The 21,605-nt window shown below is 65.2% G+C and carries 22 protein-coding genes; 5 read left to right on the top strand and 17 right to left on the bottom strand.

The features are described 5' to 3' along the window. The 5 genes from ACRCSW_RS11525 to bhcA form a co-directional block, all read right to left on the bottom strand. On the bottom strand, window positions 1–510 hold a 510-nt coding region (locus ACRCSW_RS11525), incomplete at its 3' end, for a glyceraldehyde 3-phosphate dehydrogenase NAD-binding domain-containing protein (protein WP_438705202.1). A 105-nt stretch (window positions 511–615) separates the two neighbouring features. Beyond that, a complete protein-coding gene (bhcD, locus tag ACRCSW_RS11520; protein ID WP_438705200.1) occupies window positions 616–1,569 on the bottom strand; it encodes an iminosuccinate reductase BhcD in 954 nt (317 codons plus the stop codon). Between the two features lie 92 nt (window positions 1,570–1,661). After that, entirely contained in the window at window positions 1,662–2,825 is a 1,164-nt protein-coding gene (gene bhcC / locus ACRCSW_RS11515; protein WP_438705198.1) for a 3-hydroxy-D-aspartate aldolase BhcC, read from the bottom strand. Window positions 2,826–2,830: 5 nt separating this feature from the next. Continuing rightward, the gene (gene bhcB / locus ACRCSW_RS11510) at window positions 2,831–3,802 is read right to left on the bottom strand and encodes a beta-hydroxyaspartate dehydratase BhcB (protein ID WP_438705196.1); all 972 of its coding nucleotides are present in this window, start codon (window positions 3,800–3,802) and stop codon (window positions 2,831–2,833) included. Window positions 3,803–3,872: 70 nt separating this feature from the next. Beyond that, entirely contained in the window at window positions 3,873–5,063 is a 1,191-nt protein-coding gene (gene bhcA, locus ACRCSW_RS11505) for an L-aspartate--glyoxylate aminotransferase BhcA (RefSeq protein WP_438705194.1), read from the bottom strand. A 150-nt stretch (window positions 5,064–5,213) separates the two neighbouring features. On the opposite strand from bhcA, the gene bhcR reads away from it, so the two are divergent. Further along, complete coding sequence (gene bhcR / locus ACRCSW_RS11500) at window positions 5,214–6,029, top strand: HTH-type transcriptional regulator BhcR (protein WP_438705193.1); 816 nt, start codon at window positions 5,214–5,216, stop codon at window positions 6,027–6,029. Between the two features lie 88 nt (window positions 6,030–6,117). Beyond that, on the top strand, window positions 6,118–7,620 hold the full coding sequence (gene betC / locus ACRCSW_RS11495; RefSeq protein WP_438705192.1) for a choline-sulfatase: 1,503 nt from the start codon (window positions 6,118–6,120) through the stop codon (window positions 7,618–7,620). A gap of 165 nt (window positions 7,621–7,785) precedes the next feature. Here the strand turns inward: betC and ACRCSW_RS11490 are convergent, their stop codons facing one another. Both ACRCSW_RS11490 and ACRCSW_RS11485 read right to left on the bottom strand, forming a co-directional pair. Next, on the bottom strand, window positions 7,786–9,399 hold the full coding sequence (locus ACRCSW_RS11490) for a GMC family oxidoreductase (RefSeq protein WP_438705190.1): 1,614 nt from the start codon (window positions 9,397–9,399) through the stop codon (window positions 7,786–7,788). Window positions 9,400–9,590: 191 nt separating this feature from the next. Further along, complete coding sequence (locus ACRCSW_RS11485; RefSeq protein WP_438705188.1) at window positions 9,591–10,061, bottom strand: OsmC family protein; 471 nt, start codon at window positions 10,059–10,061, stop codon at window positions 9,591–9,593. 145 nt (window positions 10,062–10,206) lie between these two features. Between ACRCSW_RS11485 and petA the strand changes: the two genes are divergently transcribed. Next, window positions 10,207–10,815, top strand: a complete 609-nt coding sequence (petA, locus tag ACRCSW_RS11480) for a ubiquinol-cytochrome c reductase iron-sulfur subunit (RefSeq protein ID WP_438705187.1) — start codon at window positions 10,207–10,209, stop codon at window positions 10,813–10,815. 39 nt (window positions 10,816–10,854) lie between these two features. Here petA and ACRCSW_RS11475 read toward each other — a convergent pair whose 3' ends face one another. From ACRCSW_RS11475 to ACRCSW_RS11435, 9 genes are all read right to left on the bottom strand, one after another. Then, window positions 10,855–11,448 carry an alpha/beta fold hydrolase gene (locus ACRCSW_RS11475; protein ID WP_438705186.1) on the bottom strand — a complete coding sequence of 198 codons (594 nt, stop codon included), beginning with the start codon at window positions 11,446–11,448 and terminating at the stop codon, window positions 10,855–10,857. 202 nt (window positions 11,449–11,650) lie between these two features. Beyond that, on the bottom strand, window positions 11,651–12,046 hold the full coding sequence (locus tag ACRCSW_RS11470) for a RidA family protein (RefSeq protein WP_438705184.1): 396 nt from the start codon (window positions 12,044–12,046) through the stop codon (window positions 11,651–11,653). 24 nt (window positions 12,047–12,070) lie between these two features. Beyond that, the gene (locus tag ACRCSW_RS11465; protein ID WP_438705183.1) at window positions 12,071–12,670 is read right to left on the bottom strand and encodes a short chain dehydrogenase; all 600 of its coding nucleotides are present in this window, start codon (window positions 12,668–12,670) and stop codon (window positions 12,071–12,073) included. 108 nt (window positions 12,671–12,778) lie between these two features. Further along, window positions 12,779–13,582 (bottom strand): carnitinyl-CoA dehydratase, encoded by an 804-nt coding sequence (locus ACRCSW_RS11460; protein ID WP_438705182.1) that lies wholly within the window; start codon window positions 13,580–13,582, stop codon window positions 12,779–12,781. Then, a complete protein-coding gene (locus ACRCSW_RS11455; protein WP_438705180.1) occupies window positions 13,582–15,570 on the bottom strand; it encodes an acetate--CoA ligase family protein in 1,989 nt (662 codons plus the stop codon). Before ACRCSW_RS11455 ends, ACRCSW_RS11460 begins: the two co-directional genes overlap by 1 nt. Window positions 15,571–15,844: 274 nt before the next feature. Then, a complete protein-coding gene (locus ACRCSW_RS11450) occupies window positions 15,845–17,008 on the bottom strand; it encodes an acyl-CoA dehydrogenase family protein (protein WP_438705178.1) in 1,164 nt (387 codons plus the stop codon). Window positions 17,009–17,012: 4 nt separating this feature from the next. Then, window positions 17,013–18,491: a carnitine 3-dehydrogenase gene (locus ACRCSW_RS11445; protein ID WP_438705176.1), complete on the bottom strand. Its 1,479-nt coding sequence runs from the start codon at window positions 18,489–18,491 to the stop codon at window positions 17,013–17,015. Beyond that, window positions 18,488–18,856 carry a hypothetical protein gene (locus ACRCSW_RS11440; RefSeq protein WP_438705174.1) on the bottom strand — a complete coding sequence of 123 codons (369 nt, stop codon included), beginning with the start codon at window positions 18,854–18,856 and terminating at the stop codon, window positions 18,488–18,490. Before ACRCSW_RS11440 ends, ACRCSW_RS11445 begins: the two co-directional genes overlap by 4 nt. Continuing rightward, window positions 18,856–19,770, bottom strand: a complete 915-nt coding sequence (locus ACRCSW_RS11435) for a 3-keto-5-aminohexanoate cleavage protein (RefSeq protein WP_438705172.1) — start codon at window positions 19,768–19,770, stop codon at window positions 18,856–18,858. Before ACRCSW_RS11435 ends, ACRCSW_RS11440 begins: the two co-directional genes overlap by 1 nt. A gap of 70 nt (window positions 19,771–19,840) precedes the next feature. Here ACRCSW_RS11435 and ACRCSW_RS11430 point away from each other — a divergent pair, with 70 nt between their 5' ends. Next, window positions 19,841–20,818: a GlxA family transcriptional regulator gene (locus ACRCSW_RS11430; protein WP_438705170.1), complete on the top strand. Its 978-nt coding sequence runs from the start codon at window positions 19,841–19,843 to the stop codon at window positions 20,816–20,818. A gap of 105 nt (window positions 20,819–20,923) precedes the next feature. Continuing rightward, window positions 20,924–21,172, top strand: coding sequence for a hypothetical protein (locus tag ACRCSW_RS11425; protein ID WP_438705168.1), 249 nt, complete (start codon window positions 20,924–20,926; stop codon window positions 21,170–21,172). A 41-nt stretch (window positions 21,173–21,213) separates the two neighbouring features. Here ACRCSW_RS11425 and ACRCSW_RS11420 read toward each other — a convergent pair. Then, a partial coding sequence (locus ACRCSW_RS11420) for a M3 family metallopeptidase (protein ID WP_438705167.1) occupies window positions 21,214–21,605 on the bottom strand: 392 nt, incomplete at its 5' end.

Below are 21,605 nucleotides of genomic sequence, written 5' to 3'. Positions count from 1 at the left end.
CGTCATCGACCCCGTCACAATCCCCCACCGCTCATGGATCAACCGCGCCAAGGGGGCCAAAGCGTTGGTCGTGCAGGACGCGTTCGACACGATCCTCTGATCCCCCAGCACACCCTCGTTCGCCCCCAGCACCACCGTCACCTCCGCCGCCGACGACGGCCCCGAGATCAGCACCCGCCTGGCCCCCGCAGCCAACCCCCGCTCCGCCACCTCCCGCCCGGTGCACTCCATCACCAGGTCGACCCCCGTCAGGTCCAGCCCCGACAGGTCCGAAACCCGGTGCAAAGCGATCGCCCGCCCATCCACGACCAGCGCCCCACCCTCCAGCGCCACCACACCCCGCCAGGGCCCGAAGACGCTGTCGTATTCAAAGAGATAGGCGCACATCTCCGCCGCCGCGATGTCGTTGATCCCGACGATCTCCAGCCCGCCCCAACGATCAGGCGACTGCAGATAGGCCCGCAGAACCGACCGCCCGATCCGCCCGAAGCCGTTGATGAAGACCCGCACGCCCGCCCTCCTGAACCGATTTCTTCAGTCAGAGCATGGGTTTGTCACAGCATCAACAGGGATTTGATCAAAACTTGTGCCCGTTACAATCCGGAAGACCAACGCCTAGACCTCAACCCCAAGGCCCCGCTCCCGCGCCCGCGCCACCGCGACAGACGCCACCGCCAGGTCCTGCAGCCCTACCCCCGTCCCGTCGAAAAGCGTGATCTCGTCCGCCGACCGCCGCCCCGGATGCCTGCCGATCAGCACCTCGCCAATCGGCACGATAGAGCTGGCATCAAGCAGCCCCGTCCCCACCGCATGCTGCGCCTCGCCAATCGAAACAGACTGCGCCACTTCGTCGGTGAAGACCGATGCCCCCGCGACCAGCGCCGGCTCGACCTCCTGCTTGCCCTTCGGATCCGTCCCCATGCAGGCCAGATGCGTGCCGGCCGAGACATGGCCGGCCATAAGGCTCGCCGCCGGAGAGGACGTAATGGTGATGATCACCTCCGCCTCGCGCATCCGCGGCAGATCCACCGCCTCGAACGGCAGGCCCAGCTCCGCCGCCACCGCCCCAAGCCTTGGCAGCATCTCGGGATGACGGTTCCAGGCGATCACCCGCTCAAACCGCCGCACGCGCGCAGCTGCCCGAAGCTGGAACCCCGCCTGGTGCCCCGCGCCGACAATCCCCAACACCCGCGCATCCGGCAAAGCCAACCGGTCGATCGAGATAGCCGAAGCGGCCGCCGTGCGAAGCGCCGTCAGAAGCCCGCCCCCGACCATCGCCGTCGGCTGTCCGGTATCAGGGTCGAAGAGAAACACCGTCGACTGATGGTTGACCAACCCTTTCGCGGCATTGCCAGGGAAGTAGCCCCCGGCCTTCACCCCAAGCACACCTCCAGCCCGGTCAATCCCCGACTTGAACCCGTACTGCCGCCCCTCGCCAAGCGCCTCCCGGACCACGGGGAAATTGTACGCCTCCCCCCGCGCCATGGCGGCGAAGGTCGCCTCGACCGCCACAAAGGCGTCATCGGGCGAAACAAGAGAGGCGACCAGCGCCTCGGGGACGATCAGCATGACGGCCTGCCCTGGGGAACGCGCCCCGATTTGCTCATTTCCAAATACTCCCGCCGGAGGCGTCCGACCGAACGGGCCAGGCGCCCCGGCGATCAATAGGCCTTGCCGCGGGCCGAGACTGGCCAGACGACCTCGACCTTGCCGTTCCGGACGCCCACATACCAGTCATGCACGTTGCAGGTCGGGTCGCAGTGGCCGGGGACGAGCTTCAGCTTGTCGTTGACCTTCAGCACCCCTTGCGGGTCTTCGACCACGCCATGTTCGTCGCTGCACTTGACGTACTTCACATCCGTCCGGCCAAAGATCACCGGCAACCCAGAGTCCACCGACTGCGCCTTCAGCCCCGCGTCGACGATGGCCTTGTCGGGCTTCGCATGGCTCATGACAGAGGTCAGGATGAAAAGCGCATTCTCCCATTCGCCCTGGTCGATGCGCTTTCCGTCCTTGTCGAGGATGCGGCCGTAGTCCGCGTCCATGAAGGCATAGCTCCCGCATTGAAGCTCATTGTAAACCCCTGAGGCGCTTTCGAAATAGTAGCTGCCGGTCCCGCCCCCGCCGACGATGTCGCAGTCCAGCCCCTCTGCTTTCAGCGCGTCCACCGCGTCCTTCACCTGCGCCACGGCGAGGTCGATCGTGGCCTTGCGGTCCGCGTAGGCGTCGATGTGCTGCATCGCACCCTGATAGGCCTGGATGCCCGAGAGCTTCAGCCCCTCGGCCGCGTCGATCGCCCGGGCCAGCGCCACCACCTCAGGCGTCGTCTTCACACCGCAGCGCCCCGCGCCGCAGTCGATCTCGACCAGGCATTCGAGGGTCGTGCCGTGCCTGACGGCCGCTGCCGACAGGTCGGCCACGTTCTCCGGCATGTCCACGCACACAATCGTCCGCGCTCCCAGCTTGGGCAGCCGCGCCAGCCGGTCGATCTTCACCGGATCGCGCACCTGATTGCTGACGAGCACATCCTTGATCCCGCCACGGGCAAAGACCTCGGCCTCCGATACCTTCTGGCAACACACCCCGACCGATCCCCCAAGCCGCTCCTGGAGCTTCGCCACATCGACCGACTTGTGCATCTTGCCATGCACCCGGTGCCGCATCCCGTGGGCCTTCGCATAATCGCCCATCTTGACGATGTTCCGCTCCAGCGCATCCAGGTCGAGCACAAGGCACGGCGTCTGAATATCCGCCTCGTCCATCCCCGGCAGGGCCGGAATGTCGTAGCCGACCTCAAGGCCTTGAAAATCCTCACGCTTGTTCATTGGCTTTATCCTTTCATCCAGGGAAGGCTGTCCAAGTCTACATTCCCGCCCGTCACGATCACCCCGACCCGGCGGCCGCGGAAGACCGAAGGGTTGGCCAGAATGCAGGCCAGCGGCACCGCGCAGCTTGGCTCCATCACGATCTTCATCCGCTTCCAGGTCAGCTTCATCGCCTCGACGATCTCGTCTTCGGTCGCGGTGAAGATGTCGGTCACGTGGCGGCTGACGAAGTGCCAGGTCAGGTCCTTCAGCGGCACTTTGAGGCCATCCGCCACCGTCTCGGGCGCATCATCGGCAATGATCCGGCCCGCCTTGAAGCTGCGGTACGCGTCGTCCGCGTTCTTCGGCTCGGCCGCGTAGACCTTTACCCCCGGTGCGACCGACGACACGGTCAGGCAGGTGCCCGACACCATTCCGCCCCCGCCGATCGGCGCAATGATCGCGTCCAGCCCCTCGACCTGCTCCAACAGTTCACGCGAGCACGTGGCCTGACCAGCAATGACACGCGGATCGTTGTACGGGTGCACGAACTCGCCCCCCGTCCGGGCCTGCACCTCGGCAAAGACCGCCTCACGGGACGACGTCGAGGGCTCGCATTCCGTGATCACCCCGCCATAGCCGCGCACGGCGTCCTTCTTCGCCTGCGGCGCGGTGCGCGGCATGACAACGTTGCAAGGAATGCCCCGCTGCCCGGCCGCATAGGACAGCGACAGCGCATGGTTGCCGCTGGAATGGGTGCAGACGCCCCTCGCGGCCATGTCATCCGAAAGCCCGAAGACCGCGTTGCAGGCGCCCCGAACCTTGAACGCCCCGGCCTTCTGGAAGTTCTCGCACTTGAAGAACAGCTCGGCCCCGGTCAAGTCGTTGAAATAGCTTGATGTCAGGACGGGCGTCCGGTGTATGTAAGGTCCGATCCGCCAGTGTGCGGCCAGCACGTCGTCAAAGGTCGGGATCTGCATGTCCTTCAGGTCCTTCATCCTGTCCTCTCCCCGCCGGGGCCAAATTCCTTCGAAGGAATTTGCAAATCTTTTCGAAAAGATTTGCGCCTCACTCCGCCGCCAGCGCCAGTGAAGCCGCGCTGCCCCGGTAGTACTCCTGCGCCGCTGCAACCCCCGACCCAAGCTTCACGGTCCAGCCCAGATCGGCCATGCACATCTCGGCGACCGCAAGCCCCGACAGCACCATCGCCTCGGTCAGCATGCCCAGATGCCCGATGCGGAACACCTTGCCCGCAGCCTCCCCCAGTCCCACCCCAAAGGCCATGCCGTATTTCGACGCCGCAAGTTGCACCAGCGCAGTCCCGTCGCAACCCTCGGGCACCCTGACCGCCGTCACGGTGTCCGAGTAAAGCTCGGCCGAGGTCGCAAACGGCGCCATCCCCCAGGCAAAGACCGCCCGGCGGACGCCTTCCGCAAGGCGGTGGTGGCGGGCGTAGACGGCCTCCAGCCCCTCGGCCTCCAGAAGGTCGATGGAATGCGCAAGGCCCGCGATCAGGCCGACAGCGGGAGTATAGGGGTATCCACCGCGTGCATAAGACGCCAGCATGTCCCTGAAATCAAAGAAAGTCCGGGGCAACCGGGCCGTCTCCACCGCGGCAATCGCCTTCGGGCTGACACCCAGGATCGCAAGACCCGCGGGCAGCATGAACCCCTTCTGGCTCCCCGCCACCGCGATATCGACGCCCCAACCCGCGAACTCGAACGGCATCGAAGCAATCGACGACACCCCGTCGACGAACAGCATCGCCCCATGCCCCGCCGCATCCAGCGCCCGGCGGATGCCCGCGATATCGGACTTCACCCCGGTCGCAGTCTCGTTGTGCGTCGCCAGCACGGCCTTTATGCGACCCGCCTTGTCCGCCTTCAGCGCCTTCTCGATAGCCGCAAGCGGCGCGCCTTCGCCCCAGGGCGCCTCGACGATCTCGACATCGATCCCGTGCCGCTGGCAAAGGTCGATCCAGCGGTGGCTGAACATCCCGAAGCGCGCCGCCAGCACCGTGTCGCCCGGCGACAAGGTATTGGTGACCGCCGCCTCCCAGCCGCCGGTACCGGTCGAAGGGATCAGGATGACCTCGCCTTCTGTCATCTTCATGACCCGCCGCACCCCCTCGACCGCCGGCCTGAAAAGCCGACCGAACGCAGGCGAACGGTGGTCGAGCGTCGGCATATCGCAGGCCTTGCGGACCGAATCCGGGATGTTGGTCGGGCCGGGAATGAAGACGGGGTTCTGGAAGGACATCGGGTTTCTCTCCTTACGGACAAGGCCAAGCTATTCCCCCGCTCCTCCTGACACAATTTTTTCGAAAACATTTTTCATTTCAATGGCAACATGCTAATCACAAGTGAAGTCAACACTTTGCGCTTTTTCAACTCCTAGAAAGGCACGAACATGGCTCAGAAACCCCGCGGACGGCCGAAGGCGTTTCACGACAAGACCGACCAGAACACCGTGCAGGCGCTGGACCGGGGCCTCGCGATCCTGTCGCATGTCGCAACCCACCCCGGCCGCACGCTGTCCGAGATCACCGAAGCCACGGGCGAGGCTGTCGCCACCGTCTTCCGCGCCCTTGTCACGCTGCAGGGCCATGGCATGGTCGAGGTCGAAGAGCCCGGCCAGTTCTGGCACATCGGCCCCGGCGCCTTCCGCGTGGGTTCGGCCTTCCTGCGCCGGACCAAGGTCGTCGAACGCGCCCGCCAGCCGATGGACCAGCTCATGCGCGAAACGGGTGAGACGGCGAACCTTGGCATCGAGGTGAAAGACGAGGTCGTCTTCCTCGCCCAGGTCGAAACGCATGAGGCGATCCGCGCCTTCTTCCCGCCCGGCACCCGCGCGCCGATGCACTCAAGCGGCATCGGCAAGGCGCTTCTGGCCTGGTACCCAGAGGAGAAGGTCAGGGCCATCATCGCCCGCAAAGGCCTCGAGAAGTTCACCACCCTGACGCTGACCAGCGACTCGGCCCTGATGCGCGACCTCAACCGCACCCGCGACCGCGGCTTTTCGATCGACGATCAGGAACGCGCCGAAGGCATGCGCTGTGTCGCCGCCCCCATCTTCAACGGCCATGGCGAGCCGGTCGCAGGCCTTTCCGTCTCCGGCCCCGCCTTCCGCATGGGTCTCTCCGATGCCGCCCGGATCGGCGCCCTGGTCAAGGCCGCTGCCGATCAGGTGACCGAGGCGACGGGCGGCAGCTTCCCGCAGGAATGACGGTTCCGACCCGGCGGCGTCGGTCGGGGGCCAGACGGGACGGCCCGTTGGTCATCACATGGCCCGACAACTGGAAGGGGACATCCGGATGACCAAGCCTAACCTCTTGATCCTGATGGTCGATCAACTGAACGGGACGCTTTTCCCCGATGGCCCCGCCAAATTCCTGCACACCCCGAACCTGCGTGCCCTCGCCGCGCGGTCGGCCCGCTTTGCCAATGCCTACACCGCCTCACCGCTCTGCGCGCCCGCCCGCGCCAGCTTCATGTCCGGCCAGCTGCCCAGCCGCACCCGCGTCTACGACAACGCCGCCGAGTTCGCCTCCGACATCCCGACCTACGCCCACCACCTGCGGCGGGCGGGCTATCAGACCGCGCTCAGTGGCAAGATGCACTTCGTCGGCCCCGACCAGCTGCACGGGTTCGAGGAACGCCTCACGACCGACATCTACCCCGCCGATTTCGGCTGGACCCCGGACTACCGCAAACCCGGTGAGCGGATCGACTGGTGGTACCACAACCTCGGCTCGGTGACGGGCGCGGGCGTGGCCGAGATCACCAACCAGTACGAATACGACGACGACGTGGCCCATCAGGCGACCCAGAAGCTCTACGACCTCTCGCGCGGCCTCGACCCCCGGCCCTGGTGCCTGACCGTCAGCTTCACCCACCCGCACGACCCCTTCGTTGCCCGCCGCAAGTACTGGGACCTCTACGAAAACGCCCCCGAACTCGACGCCCCAACCCCGATCCCCTACGCCGATCAGGACCCGCACTCCCAACGCCTGATGGACGCCTGCGACTGGCGCGCCTTCGACATCACCGACGAGCAAATCCGCCGCGCCCGCCAGGGCTACTTCGCCAACATCAGCTACATCGACGACAAGATCGGCGAGATCCTTGCCGTCCTGGAAGCCACCCGGCAGGACGCCGTGGTGGTCTTCCTCTCCGACCACGGCGAGATGCTGGGCGACCGCGGCCTCTGGTTCAAGATGAACTTCTTCGAAGGCTCGGCCCGCGTCCCCCTGATGATCGCCGCGCCCGACGTTCCTGCCGGTCTCGTGGAAACCCCGGTCAGCTCCATCGACCTCGCCCCCACCCTGGCCGCGCTCGCCGGCATCTCGATGGACGAGGTCGCCCCCTGGACCGAAGGCGTGAACCTCATCCCCGTGGCCCAAGGCGCTCGACGCGCACCCGTCGCCATGGAATACGCCGCCGAAGGGACGATAACGCCCATGGTCGCCCTTCGCGAAGGCGCCTGGAAATACATCCGCTGCCCCGCCGACCCCGATCAGCTCTTCGACCTCGCCAACGACCCCGAAGAACGCCAAAACCTCGCCGCCGACCCCCGCGCCGCCGACATCCTCACCCATTTCCGCATCCTCGCCGACCAGCGCTGGGACCTCGCCGCCTTCGACGCCGCCGTCCGAGAAAGCCAAGCCCGCCGCTGGGTGGTGTACGAGGCCCTCCGCAACGGCGCCTACTACCCCTGGGACCACCAACCCCTGCGCGCCGCCTCGGAGCGCTACATGCGCAACCACATGGACCTGAACGTGCTGGAGGATCAGAAGCGGTTCCCGAGGGGTGAATAGCCAGTCCCGCACCAACGCACCTGGCGCGGCCCAAACCCTTTCACATTTGTCCAAATATCCCCGCCGGAGGCCTCCACCTCGCCGCAAACCCCGCCGCCAGGCGTCCTTCCGCGGCAGCGCCAGCCGAGGGGTTCGATGCCCCGAGGCTGGCTCCCCCGTCTGAAGCTACCGCGCGTCCGCCAGCACCGCGTCCGCGCCCTTCCAGCCCATCAGCATCGCGGGCGCATTGGTGTTCCCGGCAATGATGGTCGGGAAGGCGCTCGCGTCGATCACCCGAAGGCCGCCCACCCCATGCACACGAAGCCCCGCATCCACCACCGACGAGGCCGCATCCGGGCCCATCCGGCAGGTGCAGCTTGGGTGGTAGACCGTCCCCGACCGCGACCGGAAGTCGTCGATCAGCTCATCGTCCGTCACCACCTTCGGCCCCGGCCGCAGCTCTTCCTTGATCAGCGAGGCAAGTGCCGGTTGCGCCGCGATGCCCCGGACGAACTTCACCGCCGCCAGCATCTCTTCGACATCGGCGTTGGTCGAATAGGCGTTCGCCGTGATCGCCGGATGCGCCACCGGATCGGCCGACCGCAGCCGGATGTGCCCCCGGCTTGTGGGCCGACAGTTCGACAACCCGATGCTCATCCCCGACCAGGGGTCCGGCGTCAGCACCGGACGCTCGCCATCGCGCGGGATCAGCGTCGAAAACGCCTGGAAATACAATTGCATGTTCGGCCGGTCGAGCTCTGGCCGCGTCCGGAAGAACCCCCCCGCATGGTTGATGCTTTTCGCCAACGGCCCGCTGCCGGTCAGGAAGTACTGCATCCCGGCGCGAAGCTTCCCCCACCAGGGCCGCAGCTCGTCGTTATAGGTCGGCACCTTCATCGACCAGCTGTAGTTCAGCCCCTGATGGTCGCTCAAGTGATCGCCGACATTGGCGTTGTCCCGCACCACCGGAATGCCAAGCGACTGCAGATGCGCCCCCGGCCCGATCCCGGAGAGCTGCAAGAGCTGCGGCGAGTTGATCGCCCCACCCGAAAGGATGACCTCCCCCCTGGCCCGCAGCACCCGCGCCTCGCTCCCGCGCCGGTACTCGACCCCGACCGCCCGGCCATTCTCGACCAGAACCCGCGTTGTCAGGGCACCGGTAATCACCCGCACATTCGCCCGCTTCATCGCCGGCCGCAGGAAGGCCCGCGCCGCCGAGTTCCGCCGCGCGCCCTTGATCGTCATCTGGTAGACGCCCGCGCCCTCCTGCCTGGCCCCGTTGAAGTCGAGGTTCAGCGGCAGCCCAGCCTGATCGCAGGCCTCAAGGTACCGGTCGACCAGCGGATGCAGCCCCGACCGGTTCGCCGAAACGAACAGCGGCCCGCCCTGGCCGCGCCACTCGTCCGCGCCCGCCTCGTTGTCCTCCATCGCCTTGTAGGCCGTCAGGCACTCGTCCCAGCCCCAGCCCGGATTGTCCCGCCCCCAGTCGTCATAATCCCGCCGGTGGCCGCGGATGTAGACCATCGCGTTGATCGAGGACGACCCGCCCAACACCTTGCCCCGTGGCCAGTGATCCCGGGCGCCGTTCAGCCCCGGATCGGGCTCGGTCTTGTAAAGCCAGTTGACCTCGGGGTTGTAGAAAAGCTTCCCATAGCCGAGCGGCAACTGGACAAAGAAGCTCCGGTCGCTGCCCCCCGCCTCCAGCACCGTCACCCGGTGCTTGCCACTGGCCGAGAGCCTGTCGGCCAACACGCAGCCCGCGCTGCCCGCGCCCACGATGATATAGTCGGTCTCGTCCATGTCGCCCCTTGCGGCCGTCCCCCGGCCTGCGCGGCACCCTAGACGGGCGCCCTCACCTGAACCGTCCACTTTGCGACATCGGATGTCGCCCACGCGCCAGCGGTCTGCTTGCCCTCCTCGTTCGACTTCGTCTCCTCGTCGGAGGCGGCCCGCGAGGAGTGCATGAAATGCATCGACGAGCACTCCGGACGTCAGCCCTCCACAGCAAAGGTCGGCGCATACTCCACCGGGAAATTCACCGACCGGGCGATGAAGCACACCTCATGGATCCGGTGATGGATCGCCTCGGCAGCCGCAAGGTCAGCCCCCGGCCTCACCACCACATGCGGCCGCAACGTCGCCTTGAGAAACCGCCCAGCCCCCCCACGCCCCACTTCGCCGACCCCGATGGGACTGTCCGAGTACGACATCACCACGATCCCCGCATCCGAGGCATAGTGCAGATACCAAAGCATATGACAGGCCGAGAGCGCCGTCAGCAGCAAGTCCTCCGGGTTCATCTTCCCCGGATCCCCGCCCAGCAGCGGATCGTTCGAGCAATGCACCACCGCCTTCCCCGGCACCGCGATGTCCCAGGTCCGGTCATAAGCCTTGTAATGCGCCGTCCCCTCCCCCCGGTTGCCGGTCCAGAGGATGCGGGTGGTGTAGTCGTGGTTGGGCATGGGGTCCCCCTTTTGCGGTGAGGCATTTGGGTATGGAACCTGCTCCCGAAATCGCCGAACGGCAAGACCACCGACAGCACCGTTGCCAGTTGCCGGTGTGGCCGAAGTTCATGCTAGGGTGGCCAAGCCAATCCAGAGGCGCGCAGTGTCCGACACAGAACCCACCTCCCGCCGCAGCCTCCTTGCCATAGCGTCGGCGGGCGCCGGAGCGGTTGCGATTGGTGCAGCGGGATGGGGGCTTCTCGGCAGCCTTTCGCCAAGCGCCGATGTCTCCGCAAGGAACGAAGGTCTTGAGATCAAGCTCTCCGACATCCCCGAGGGGACCCAGATCACCGTCAGTTATTTCGGTCAACCGGTCTTCATCCGCCACCGAACGGACGAGGAAATCGCTGCGGCCGAGTCCGTCGCTCTTGAGGACCTGCTTTACAGTAAAACCACTGATGTCGCAGGCAGACCAATCGGCACAGCCGACGATCACGTGAGACGCGCAACGGCGGATGGCAAGTTCATTGCGTTGGTTGGAATTGGGTCCGGTTTTGGTTGTGTTCTGCTAGGAGACGGAGCTGGCGACTTCAAAGGTTGGTTCGATCCGTGCCGGGCCGACCACTACGACACCTCGGGAAGAGCGAGAAAGGGCATCGCAGACCAAAACCTGCGCCTGCCGGTCTTTGAACTCATAGACGCGGATACCCTTCGCCTCCTCGATCCAAAGACCGTTTCACAATCGTCACTCGACGACCTGCTCTACCGCTGAGCCTTCCACACCGGCTCCCGCTTCTCTGTGGTTGGCATCTCAGCACTGCGCAGCAAGGAACCTTTCAATCAGACTGGCGACTTCCTGCGGCCTGGTAAAGTTGAGGAAATGTGGTCCTTCGACCGCTTCTACATTCCATCCTGCCTCCCGAAAGTCCTCGGCTCGCGAAGCCGGAACAAGGAAATCCCTGGATGCCACAATGAACTGGCCAGTCATAGCCAAGGGCTGCAGCGCGCCGACAACGTTGACCCTCAGTACTTCCCGCAGACGTCCAACCAGTGTCCGTCTCGGGACTGACCGAATAATGCGGCTGAACTCCTCGGGAAAGTCGGTCGTTCCCCACTTTCCAACAAGAAGCCACCGGGTCAGGCGGATCAGAAGAACAGACCGAAGCGGCAGAAGGTACAGTACAGCAGACGCAAACGCCGGAACGCGTCGAGGCGACCGCGCAAAGCTGGCGACGAGAACCAGCGCCTTCAAACCGGCGGGCTTCGCCGAAGCCATCATGACGGCAAGAGGACCCGAGAAGGACTCGGCAATGATCACATACTCGCCCGCACCCAACTGCGGCTCAAGCCATAGCGCGACGTCTTCGTACCGGAAAAGGTTGTCCGGATACCGGATGATATCCACTTCATGCGACCGGCGAAGGTATGCGCCCACCGGGGCTGACAGCACCCCTGTTCCGTCAAGACCTGGCAGGACTATCAGGCGCAATTCGGGGCTACCGCCATGGTGCCGCAACTCCCGTCAACGAATGGTGCATCACTTCCCCTTCCAAACCGGCTCGCGCTTCTCCGCAAGCGCCCACTCCGACGCTCGACGGCTCCCGGCGTCACTCCCCACGCGGGCCCCGCATCGCCACCACTCGTATCTCCACCAATGCCCCCTCTCGCCGCAACCCCGCGACCTCGACAGCCGTCCAGGCCGGAAAAGGCTCGCTCACATAACCCGACCGGACCTTGTTGAAGAGGTCGAAGTGCTCCCTGAGCCCGACATGATACGAGGTCATCTCGACAATCGCATCGTGCCCGAGCCCCCCTTCCGCCAGCACCGCCCCGATCTTGTCGAACGCCGCCCGGAACTGCTCCTCGGGCTCAAGTGGCATCGACCCATCCGCCCGGCTCCCCGTCATGCCGGTCAGAAAGACAAAATCCCCCGCCACGATGCCGGGCGAAAGCTTCAACGCCGCAGCGGCCGCGCTACCCCGACCCAACAACGCTCGTTTCATCTGGCGGCTCCTTTGCCGAACCCGTCATTCAACGATGATCACCTTCCCGGTGATCGCCCCGTCGACGCTCTTGGCATAGGCAAGGCCCACACGCGCGGCAGGCACCGGCACATGGCCCGGAAACCAGCTGCCGTAGCGTTCGACCGACGTCTCCAGAAGCCCCGGACTGACGACATTCACCCGCAGCCCGCGCGGCATCTCGATAGCCGCACCGACCACGAACCCGCCAAGCGCACCGTTCGCCGTCGCGGCACCCGCCCCCATTCGGATCGGATCGCGGTCAAGAACCCCGCTCGTCAGCGTGAACGACCCACCGTCCTCGACATGGTTCAGACCCGCAAGCACCAGGTTGATCTGGCCCATGACCTTGTTGGTCAGCCCCAGCATGAACTGCGCTTCCATAAACTCCGTCAGGGCTGCGAAGTGCACCGAACCGGCGGCGGACACGACCGCGCCGACCTTGCCGATCCGGCGATACATCGCCTCGATGGACGACCGGTCAGCGAGGTCCGCCTGCACATCGCCGCTGGTCCGGCCAACACGGATAATCTCATGCCGGCCGGACAATTCCGCACAGACCGCGCGACCGACATCGCCCTCCGCCCCCACAACGATGATCTTCATCAGCTCACTCCCCTTTTGACTGTCATTTCTTACCAGAACCTTACCAACTCAAAGGAAAAACTGTTTGAAATCAATGAGGCTGAATTTGTCCCACCGTGGGACATCCCCTCACTTCCCCTTCCAGACCGGCTCCCGCTTCTCGGCAAAAGCCCTTGCGCCCTCCAGCTGGTCCTCGCTGGAATAGAGCCGGTCCACCGTCACGAACTGCCGCTTTCCGATCCGGCTCATCGCATCCTGAAACCGCATGTCCTCCGCCTCCCGCACCACCTCCTTGATCGCCGCATAGACGAGCGGCGGCCCGCTCTCCAGAAGCCGCGCCAGCTCCCAGGTCTTCGCCATCAGCTCCTCCGGCGCGCAGACCTCCTTGATGAGGCCCCAGCGAAACGCCTCCTCCGCGTCGAACCAGCGGCCGGTCAAAAGGAGGTCCATCGCGACATGATACGGGATGCGTTTCGGAAGCTTGATCGACGCCGCATCCGCCACCGTCCCCGACCGGATTTCCGGCAAGGCAAAGGTCGCGTTCGTGGAACACAGGATCAGATCCGCCGACAAAGCGAACTCCAGCCCGCCCCCACAGCAGATACCCTGCACCGCCGCGATCACCGGCTTGTTGAGGTTCGGCAACTCCTGCAGCCCCGCAAAGCCCCCGACGCCGTAGTCGCCATCGACCGCATCGCCCTCGGCAGCAGCCTTTAGGTCCCAACCGGGGCAGAAGAACTTCTCCCCCGCCGCCCGGATGATACAGACCCGCAGCGAGTCATCATCCCGGAAGTCCCGAAAGACCAACCCCATCACCCGGCTGGTAGCCAGGCTGATCGCGTTGGCCTTGGGCACGTCCAGCGTGGCCTCCAGAACAGCCCCCTCACGCCGCGTCTTGATCGGCCCCTCGGTCCGCATCTGCATCTCTGGCATCACACCCTCCTGACCAACGCATCCACCGCCACGGCGCCCCGTTCGCGCACCATGAGCGGGTTGATCTCAATCTCTTCCAGACTCTCGTCCGCCAGCATCAGCGCGCCCAACCGCACCGCGATCTCCGCGACCGCCGCCATGTCGGCCTTAGGCCGCCCCCGATACCCATCCAAGAGCGGCCAAAGCCTGAGTCCCTTTGCGGCCTCCAGCACCTGCACCTCTGTCACCGGCAGAACCAGCGTCACCGTATCCGCCAGCACCTCCGCCGTGACCCCGCCCAAGCCAAGCGTCAGCGTCACCCCATAGACCGGATCGCGCCGAAGGCCGAGCAGAACCTCAGCCACCGCCCCCGTCACCATCTCCTCGACAAGATACCCCGCAGCGCCCGGCATCTCCGCCTGCCCCTCAAGCGAAGCGAGCCCCAACCGCACCGCCCCCGCCTCGGTCTTGTGCACAAACCCCAGCCCCTTCAACGCGTAGGGTGCGCTAAAGCGCACCGCCCTCGCAACCTCGGCCAACGTCGCCCCCGTCACCGACCTCGGCACCGCCACCCCGGCCTCAGCCAGAAGCGCCTTCCCCTCAGCCTCCGACAGCATCCACGTCTCACGCGGGGCAAGCGCCTTCGCCGGCCGCCAACCCGGCAGACCCTCTGGCGTCTGCGCGGCTTTGATCGCCGCCAGTGCCGTCTCCAGCCCCAGAAGCGTGCAGACCCCCTGATCCATCATGGCCCGCACGCGCGGCTCGCCGAAGTTCTCCACCATCGAGGCAACCGGAAACGCGATCTTCCCCGTCGCCTTCTGCGCCGCGACAATGGCATCCAGCGCGGGCTGGTAGGAGGACGGGTCGCACCGGTCGGCCCTTGGCGTGTCGATGATGTACATCCCGGCGTCATAGGCCTGAAGCATTGCCGAGAACACCTCGGTCGTCTTCGGCCCGTCACCCCAGATGAAGGTGTGGTAGTCCAAGGGGTTGGCGATGGTCGGGATCGACCCCAGCACCGCATAGAGCCGATCGTGCGTTGCCTGCGGGACGGGCGGAAAGTCGATCCCGTAAGGTGCTGCCAGGTCCGCCACCAACCCCGCCTCGCCGCCCGAACACGAGAGCGAACAGATCCGCCTCCCGATCTGCGGCCCGTGGACGTGCAAAACCTTCAACGTCTCGATCAGCTCCGAGGGCGTCATGACCTCCGCCACCCCGATCTGCCGCAGGAAGGCGCTGGAGGCAGCCCCACCGCCCGCCAGCGACGCGGTATGCGACGCGGCAGCGGTTCGGGAAAGCTCGGTCTTCCCCGACTTGATCGCCACCACCCCCTTGCCCATCGCCCTGGCCTTCTCGGCCAAAGCCGCAAAGGCCGGGGCATCGTCGATCCCCTCGATGTAGAGCCCGACCGCCGTGACCCGCGGATCGTCCAGAAGCGCCCCGGTCAGCTCCGCAAGCCCCACGACCGCGGCATTCCCAAGGCAGGCCACATGGGCCACCGGCAACCCGCGCTGCTGCATGCCCATGTTGATCACGATGTTCGAGGACTGGCTGACCAATGCCACACCCTTGTCCACCCTGACCCCGCCATGCTGGTCCGGCCACAGGAGCGCCCCGTCGAGGTAATTGATCACCCCATAGCAGTTCGGCCCGAGGATCGGCATCCCGCCCGCCGCCGCGACCAGCTGCTGCTGCAGACCCGCCTCGCCCGACTCTTCCCAGCCGCTGGCAAAGCAGATCGCCCCGCCCCCGCCGATCCGCCGCAGCTCGGCGACCACCTCCACCGTGGCATTCCGGTTGACCCCGATAAAGGTTGCATCGGGCGGCTCCGGCAAGTCGGACAAAGTAGGGTGGGTTTTCAACCCACTGATCTCTGCCTTCGTCGGGTGCACCGGCCAGACCGGGCCTTGAAACCCCATCTTCCGGCACTGCTCGATCACGTTGAGCGCCCAACCGGCCCCGAGAACGGCAATGTGGCGCGGGCGCAAGAGACGGTCTAGGCGACTCATGCCCGGCCTCCGCCTGCTGCATCAACCGCCGGGGGCGCTTCGCCCCCCGGACCCCCCGAGGATATTTGTGGACAAAGAATGATAACACCTCGCCCCGGCGACCGAAGCGAGGTGCCATTCCTCGTCACGGTCATCGGCGTCCCCGCCTGTACCGCAGTCGCACTTTCGCCGACGTTTCCTAACATCCGGTTAACCGAGACGGCTCGCCTGGTCATTCTTTGTCCTCAAATATCCTCGGGGGGTCCGGGGGGCGAAGCGCCCCCGGTTCGACCTCTCACCCGCCAACCGCCCTAAGCAATTCGCGGCTGATGATGTGCCGCTGGATTTCCGACGTGCCCTCCCAGATCCGCTCCACCCGCGAATCCCGCCAGATTCGCTCCAATGGCAGCTCGTCCATCAGACCCATCCCGCCATGGATCTGGATCGCCTCGTCCGCGACCATCGCCAGAACTTCGGTCGCTTTCAGCTTCGCCATCGCCATGTCGCCTTCGGTCACCGTGCCCTGGTCGTACTTCCAGGCCGCCTCGCGAGTCAGCAGTTCGGCAGCCTTCAGCTCCATCGCCATGTCGGCAAGCTTGAACGAAACCCCCTGGAACTTCCCGATGGCTTGCCCGAACTGCTTCCTCTGCGCCGCATAGGCAATCGCGAGGTCAAGCGCCCGTTCCGCCCGGCCCAGGCAGGTAGAAGCCACCTGCAGCCGCGTCGCCCCCAGCCAGGAGTTCGCAACCTCAAACCCCCTGTGCACCTCGCCCAGGATCTGGCGCTTGTTCACCCTACAGTCGTCGAACTCCAGCACCGCATTCGTGTAGCCCCGATGCGATACGTTCCGGTAGCCGTCCCGCACGGTGAATCCCTTCGTCCCCTTGTCGACGAAAAACGCGGTGATCTTCTTCTTCACGCCCTTCGGCGTCTCTTCCTCACCCGTTGCCATGAAGCAGATCGCAAACCCGGCCAGATCGGCATGCGAAATGAAGTGCTTTGTCCCATTCAGAACCCAATCGTCCCCGTCAGCCCGCGCCGAGGCCTTCATCCCCCGCAGGTCCGACCCCGCGCCGGGTTCGGTCATCGCCAGGCAATCCCAGGTCTCGCCCCTTATGCAGGGCATCAGATACCGCGCCCGCTGCTCGGCGTTCCCGGCCAGAAGGATGTTCGACGGCCGCGCTACTGCGGTCCAGTGGAGCGCATAGTTCGCGCGGCCGAGCTCCTTCTCATAAAGAAGCCAGGAAAGCGTATCGAGCCCCGCACCCCCGACCTCGACCGGCATGTTGGCCGCGTAAAGCCCAGCCGCCATCGCTTTCTTCTGCAGCTCGCGGATCAGCTCCAAGGGCAGATGACCGCTCCGTTCGACCATCTGCTCATGCGGGTAAAGCTCGGTCTCTACGAAAGCCCGCGTCGTCTCGACGATCATCCGCTGTTCTTCGGTCAGGCCGAAATCCATGGGTTCACTCCCTCTTCTGCCCGACCGCCCTGCCCGCACCTTCGGGCAACGGCAGCCCCGCATGCGCCTTGGCGATTGCCTCAAGCTTCGCCCAGACCTCAGCGGCCGCCGGGACGGTCTTGCCCGCTTTCATATCGACATGGAGGCAAAGCTGCTCGACCGTGGCCACGCAGGTGTCGCCCTTCATGATCCGCACGAAGCTCCGGAACCGCTTCTCGTCGGCGCTGATGATCTGCAGCTCGCCCCTAAGCTGGTCGCCAAGCCTGGCCTCGCCCAGATGCCGGATATGGGTCTCGACCGAGTAGAAGGAGTGACCAGCCGCCACATAGTCCATCCCGGCCCCGATCATCCGCAGGAAGTTGTCCACCGTCTCGGAATTCACAAAGTAGTACCGGCTTTCGGTCATATGCCCGTTGTAGTCGATCCAGCCCGGCAGAACCTGGCCCTGGTACATGACCAGCGGGGTCGACTTCGCCCCGGTGTCGAGGCCCTTCTGCATCTCGGCATGGAAGACCTCCGCCCGCCGTTCATCGTGCGCTTTCAAGACCTTGCCCGCACCCCAGTCACGCTCCTTCAACGCCCGAAGGAAGCCCACAAGGTTCCGGTCCCTGATCCGCTCCAGCTCGCGGATGCCGTACTTGCCCGACTGCGCGTCAGACTGGCTGGAGACCAGTTCGACCAACTCATCATTGAACTCCGGCACATCCATCAGCTTCGTCCAGGGCCATTTCAGCGCCGGCCCGAACTGCGCCATGAAATGCCGCATCCCGGCCTCGCCCCCGGCGATCCGGTAGGTCTCGAACAGGCCCATCTGACCCCAGCGCAGGCCAAACCCCATCCGGATCGCCTCGTCGATCTCCTCGGTCGTGGCGATCCCGTCCTTCAGCATCCACAAAGCCTCGCGCCAGACCGCCTCCAGGAAGCGGTTGCCGATGAAGGCGTCGATCTCGTGGCGGATCACCAGCGGGAACATCCCGATGGCCTTCATGATCTCAACGGTCTTCTCCACGACCGCCGGAGGGTTCGCCGGGCTCCCCGAGATTTCCGAAAGGGGCAGCAGGTAAACCGGATTGAAGGGATGCGCAACAATGATGTTTTCCGGCGCAACGCTCGATTTCTGCAAATCGGAGGCCTTGAACCCGCTCGTGGACGACCCGATCAGCACCCCAGGGTTCGATTGTTGCAACTGGGCATAGACCTTCTGCTTCAGCTCGATCCGCTCCGAGACCGACTCCTGCACATACTCCGCCCCCTCCACCGCCTCGCCGATGGTGCCGTGGAAGGTCAGCTTCCCCTCCGCTGGCATCGGCACATCCGACAGCGCCGGCAGCGCCAGCCGGGCATTCGCCATCACCGCCGCGATCTTCCGCTCCGCCTCCGGATCGGGGTCGAAGACGCCCACGTCCCAGCCGTTCAGGAGGAACCGCGCCGCCCAGCCGCCGCCGATTACCCCGCCGCCGATGATTGCTGCTTTTCTGGTCACGAAAGGCCCCCGACGAAGAAGAAAAGATTAAGGGGAACAAAGGCGGCAAAGAACGCAGCCAGTCCAACTTGCAACGGAGACAACCAATTTCGGAGGAAGTTCCCGATGACTGCGGCAGCAACGCTTAGAATTCCTGCGCCGGAAGCAAAGACTGCTGCCTTGAATTTGAATAGGTCTGGATGGCTCCTGAATGCTTCTCTGGAGGTCCAGAAATCCTCAGGCGCCATGAAGAGGATGTATGCCAAGCCAATGATCAGCAGCGGAAGGGCGCCCGTCATGATCTTCCAATCGCGGTTTGCTGCTTGATGATATGCCGCATACCCAAAAGGCGCGGAGATCAGGATGGTCCAGAACCAAAGCGCCATCACTTCCCCACCGGCGCCCGCTTTTCCAGCTTCAGCCGCGCCCGCACCTCGGCCGGAGTGATCACCCGCGCCCCAAGGTTCTCCACGATCGTGCAGGCCCGCTCCACCAGCTGAGCATTCGTCGCCAGAACCCCCTTCTCCAGCCACAGGTTATCCTCCAGCCCCACCCGCACATTCCCCCCGGCAATCGTTGCGGCCGCGACATAGGCCATCTCGTTCCGCCCGAGGCCAAAGGCCGAAAACACCCAGCCCGCAGGCACATTGTTCACCATCGCCATGAAGGTGTTCAGGTCATCGGGAGCCCCCCACGGCACCCCCATGCACAGCTGCACCAGCACCGGCTCGGGGATGACGCCCTCACGAACCAGCTCCTTCGCCAGCCAAAGATGCCCGGTATCAAACGCCTCGATCTCGATGCGCACCCCCGCCGCCGTCATCCGCTTCGCCATATCGCGCAGCATGCCGGGCGTGTTGACCATCACATAGTCGGCCTCGTTGAAGTTCATCGTGCCGCAGTCGAGCGTGCAGATCTCCGGCCGGCACTCGACGATATGCGCCACCCGCTCCTCGGCCCCGCACATGTCGGACTTCGTCGCCATCGTCGTCATCGTCTCGGTATCATCGAAATACATGTCCCCGCCCATGCCACAGGTCAGGTTCAGGACCACATCCGTGTCGCTGTCCCGGATGCGCTCGGTCACCTCGCGGTAATAGTCCAGACGGCGCGAGGGTTTGCCCGTCTCGGGATCGCGCACATGGCAATGCACCACCGCCGCCCCCGCCTTCGCCGCCGCAACTGCGGCATCGGCGATCTGCTTCGGGCTGCGCGGCACATGCGGAGACCGGTCCTGCGTGCCGCCCGAGCCGGTCACAGCGCAGGTGATGAAGACTTCGCGGTTCATGGTCAGCGGCATGGCATCCTCCCAGGTTTCACCTCACCATACCGGGCTTCCCAAACCGCTCTTGGCAGTTTACGAAATCAGCATGACGGAAAGTGCCATCTTCCTGCCCTCAGACCAGCCGCTGACCATAGCCCTTCTGGTCCTGCCCCAAGCCTCGATCCTCGAGGTCGCCTCGGCCCTCGACCCGCTCAGGAACGCCAACCGCCAGCTCGGGCACGAGGCCTACCGCTGGCGCGTCGTCTCGCCCGATGGTGCGCCCGTCCCCCTCACCTGCGGGATCGAGCTGCCCTCCTCCGGCCCCCTTGCGCACGCTGTCGGCGCCGAGGCACTGATCGTCATCGCCGGTTACCGCCTCGCCGAAGTCGCGACCCGTCCCCTGATCCGCGACTTCCGCCGCATCGCGCCCCGCTTCCAGCTCGTCGGCGGGATCGACAGCGCCCCTTGGGTCCGTGCCCGTGCGGGTCTCCTCGACGGCCACCGGGCCACCGTCCACTGGGAGGACCTCGAAGACCTCGCCGCCGCGCACCCTGAGGTCGACGTCGTCCCCGACCGTTTCGTGATCGACCGCAACCGCGTGACTATCGCGGGCGCCGCTCCGGCGGCCGACTTCATGCTCCACCTGATCGGCACGCGCCATGGAGCCGCTCTTGCCCGTCAAGTGGCGATGAGCTTCCTCACGCAAGCCCGCCCCGGCGCCGAGCCGCAAACGTCTCCCGCCGAGCCCGACCCCGCGTTGGACCCGCGCGTTGCACGCGCCGTAGCCATCATGGAGGCGCAGATCGACACACCCGCGCCCGTCGCTGCGATCGCCTTGAAGGTCGGCCTCTCTGCCCGCCGCCTCGAAACCCTGTTCCGCAAATCCCTGGGCCTGACGCCCGGCGCCTATGCCCTCAGCCTGCGCCTCGCTGCCGCCCGCCGCATGCTGACCGACACCGCGCATCCTCTGTCAGAAATCGCGCTTCGCACCGGCTTTTCATCGCCAGCTACCCTTGCACGCGCCTTCCGTCGCGCCTTTGGAATCGCCCCGGGTGCGACACGCCGCAGCGGCCGTGACCATTGAGCAACGCCGGCGATCTACTCCGGCAAGGGCATGCCACTCTTCGTTGCACCGAAGCAGGGCTTGGGACAGGCTTCAATGACAAGTCATCAACAAGGGAACCGAAAAATGCGTCAGTTCGTTATCAAGTCCTTTGAAACCATCGTCTGGATCGTCGGCGGGCTCATAGCTCTTGTCGGGGTGATCATGGGCTTCGCCGCGCTGATTCAGGGGCAGTTTCAGGGCCTGCTCCTCATCATCGGCGGGCCGCTCTACGCGATCCTTCTGATGGGTATGGTCTTCATCGCTATCGCCATCGCCGACAACACCAAGCGCACGGCGGAAGCCATCGAAAAGCTGGCGGCGCGCGGCCAGTGACAACACCGGGGCCGCGCCATCCGGTCGCGGTCCCGTCTTTCCTACGCCGCGTCCAGCAAGCCGCGGCCCTTCAGAAGCGCCTCGACCCCCGGCATCTTGCCCCGGAACTTCAGATACAGCGCCTCGGCATCCTCCGACCCCCCGGCCGACAGGATGAACTTCTCCAGCCTTGCCGAAACGTCAGGATCAAACGGATCACCCGCCTCTTCGAAGGCAGCGAACGCATCGGCGTCCATCACCTCTGACCACATGTAGGAATAATACCCAGACGAATAGCCGTCGCCCGAGAACACATGCGCGAAATGCGGCGTCGCATGCCGCATCCGGATCGCACGCGGCATGCCCAGGCTTTCCAGCACCTCCGCCTGCTTCTGCATCGGATCGGCAGCAGGCGTCCCGGTGTGGAACTCCAGATCGACCATCGCACTGGACA

Source organism: Tabrizicola sp., from assembly GCF_051645465.1.
Lineage (GTDB): Bacteria > Pseudomonadota > Alphaproteobacteria > Rhodobacterales > Rhodobacteraceae > Tabrizicola.
Note: the sequence above shows the minus strand (reverse complement) of the source record. Positions and strands in the feature narration are given on the sequence as shown.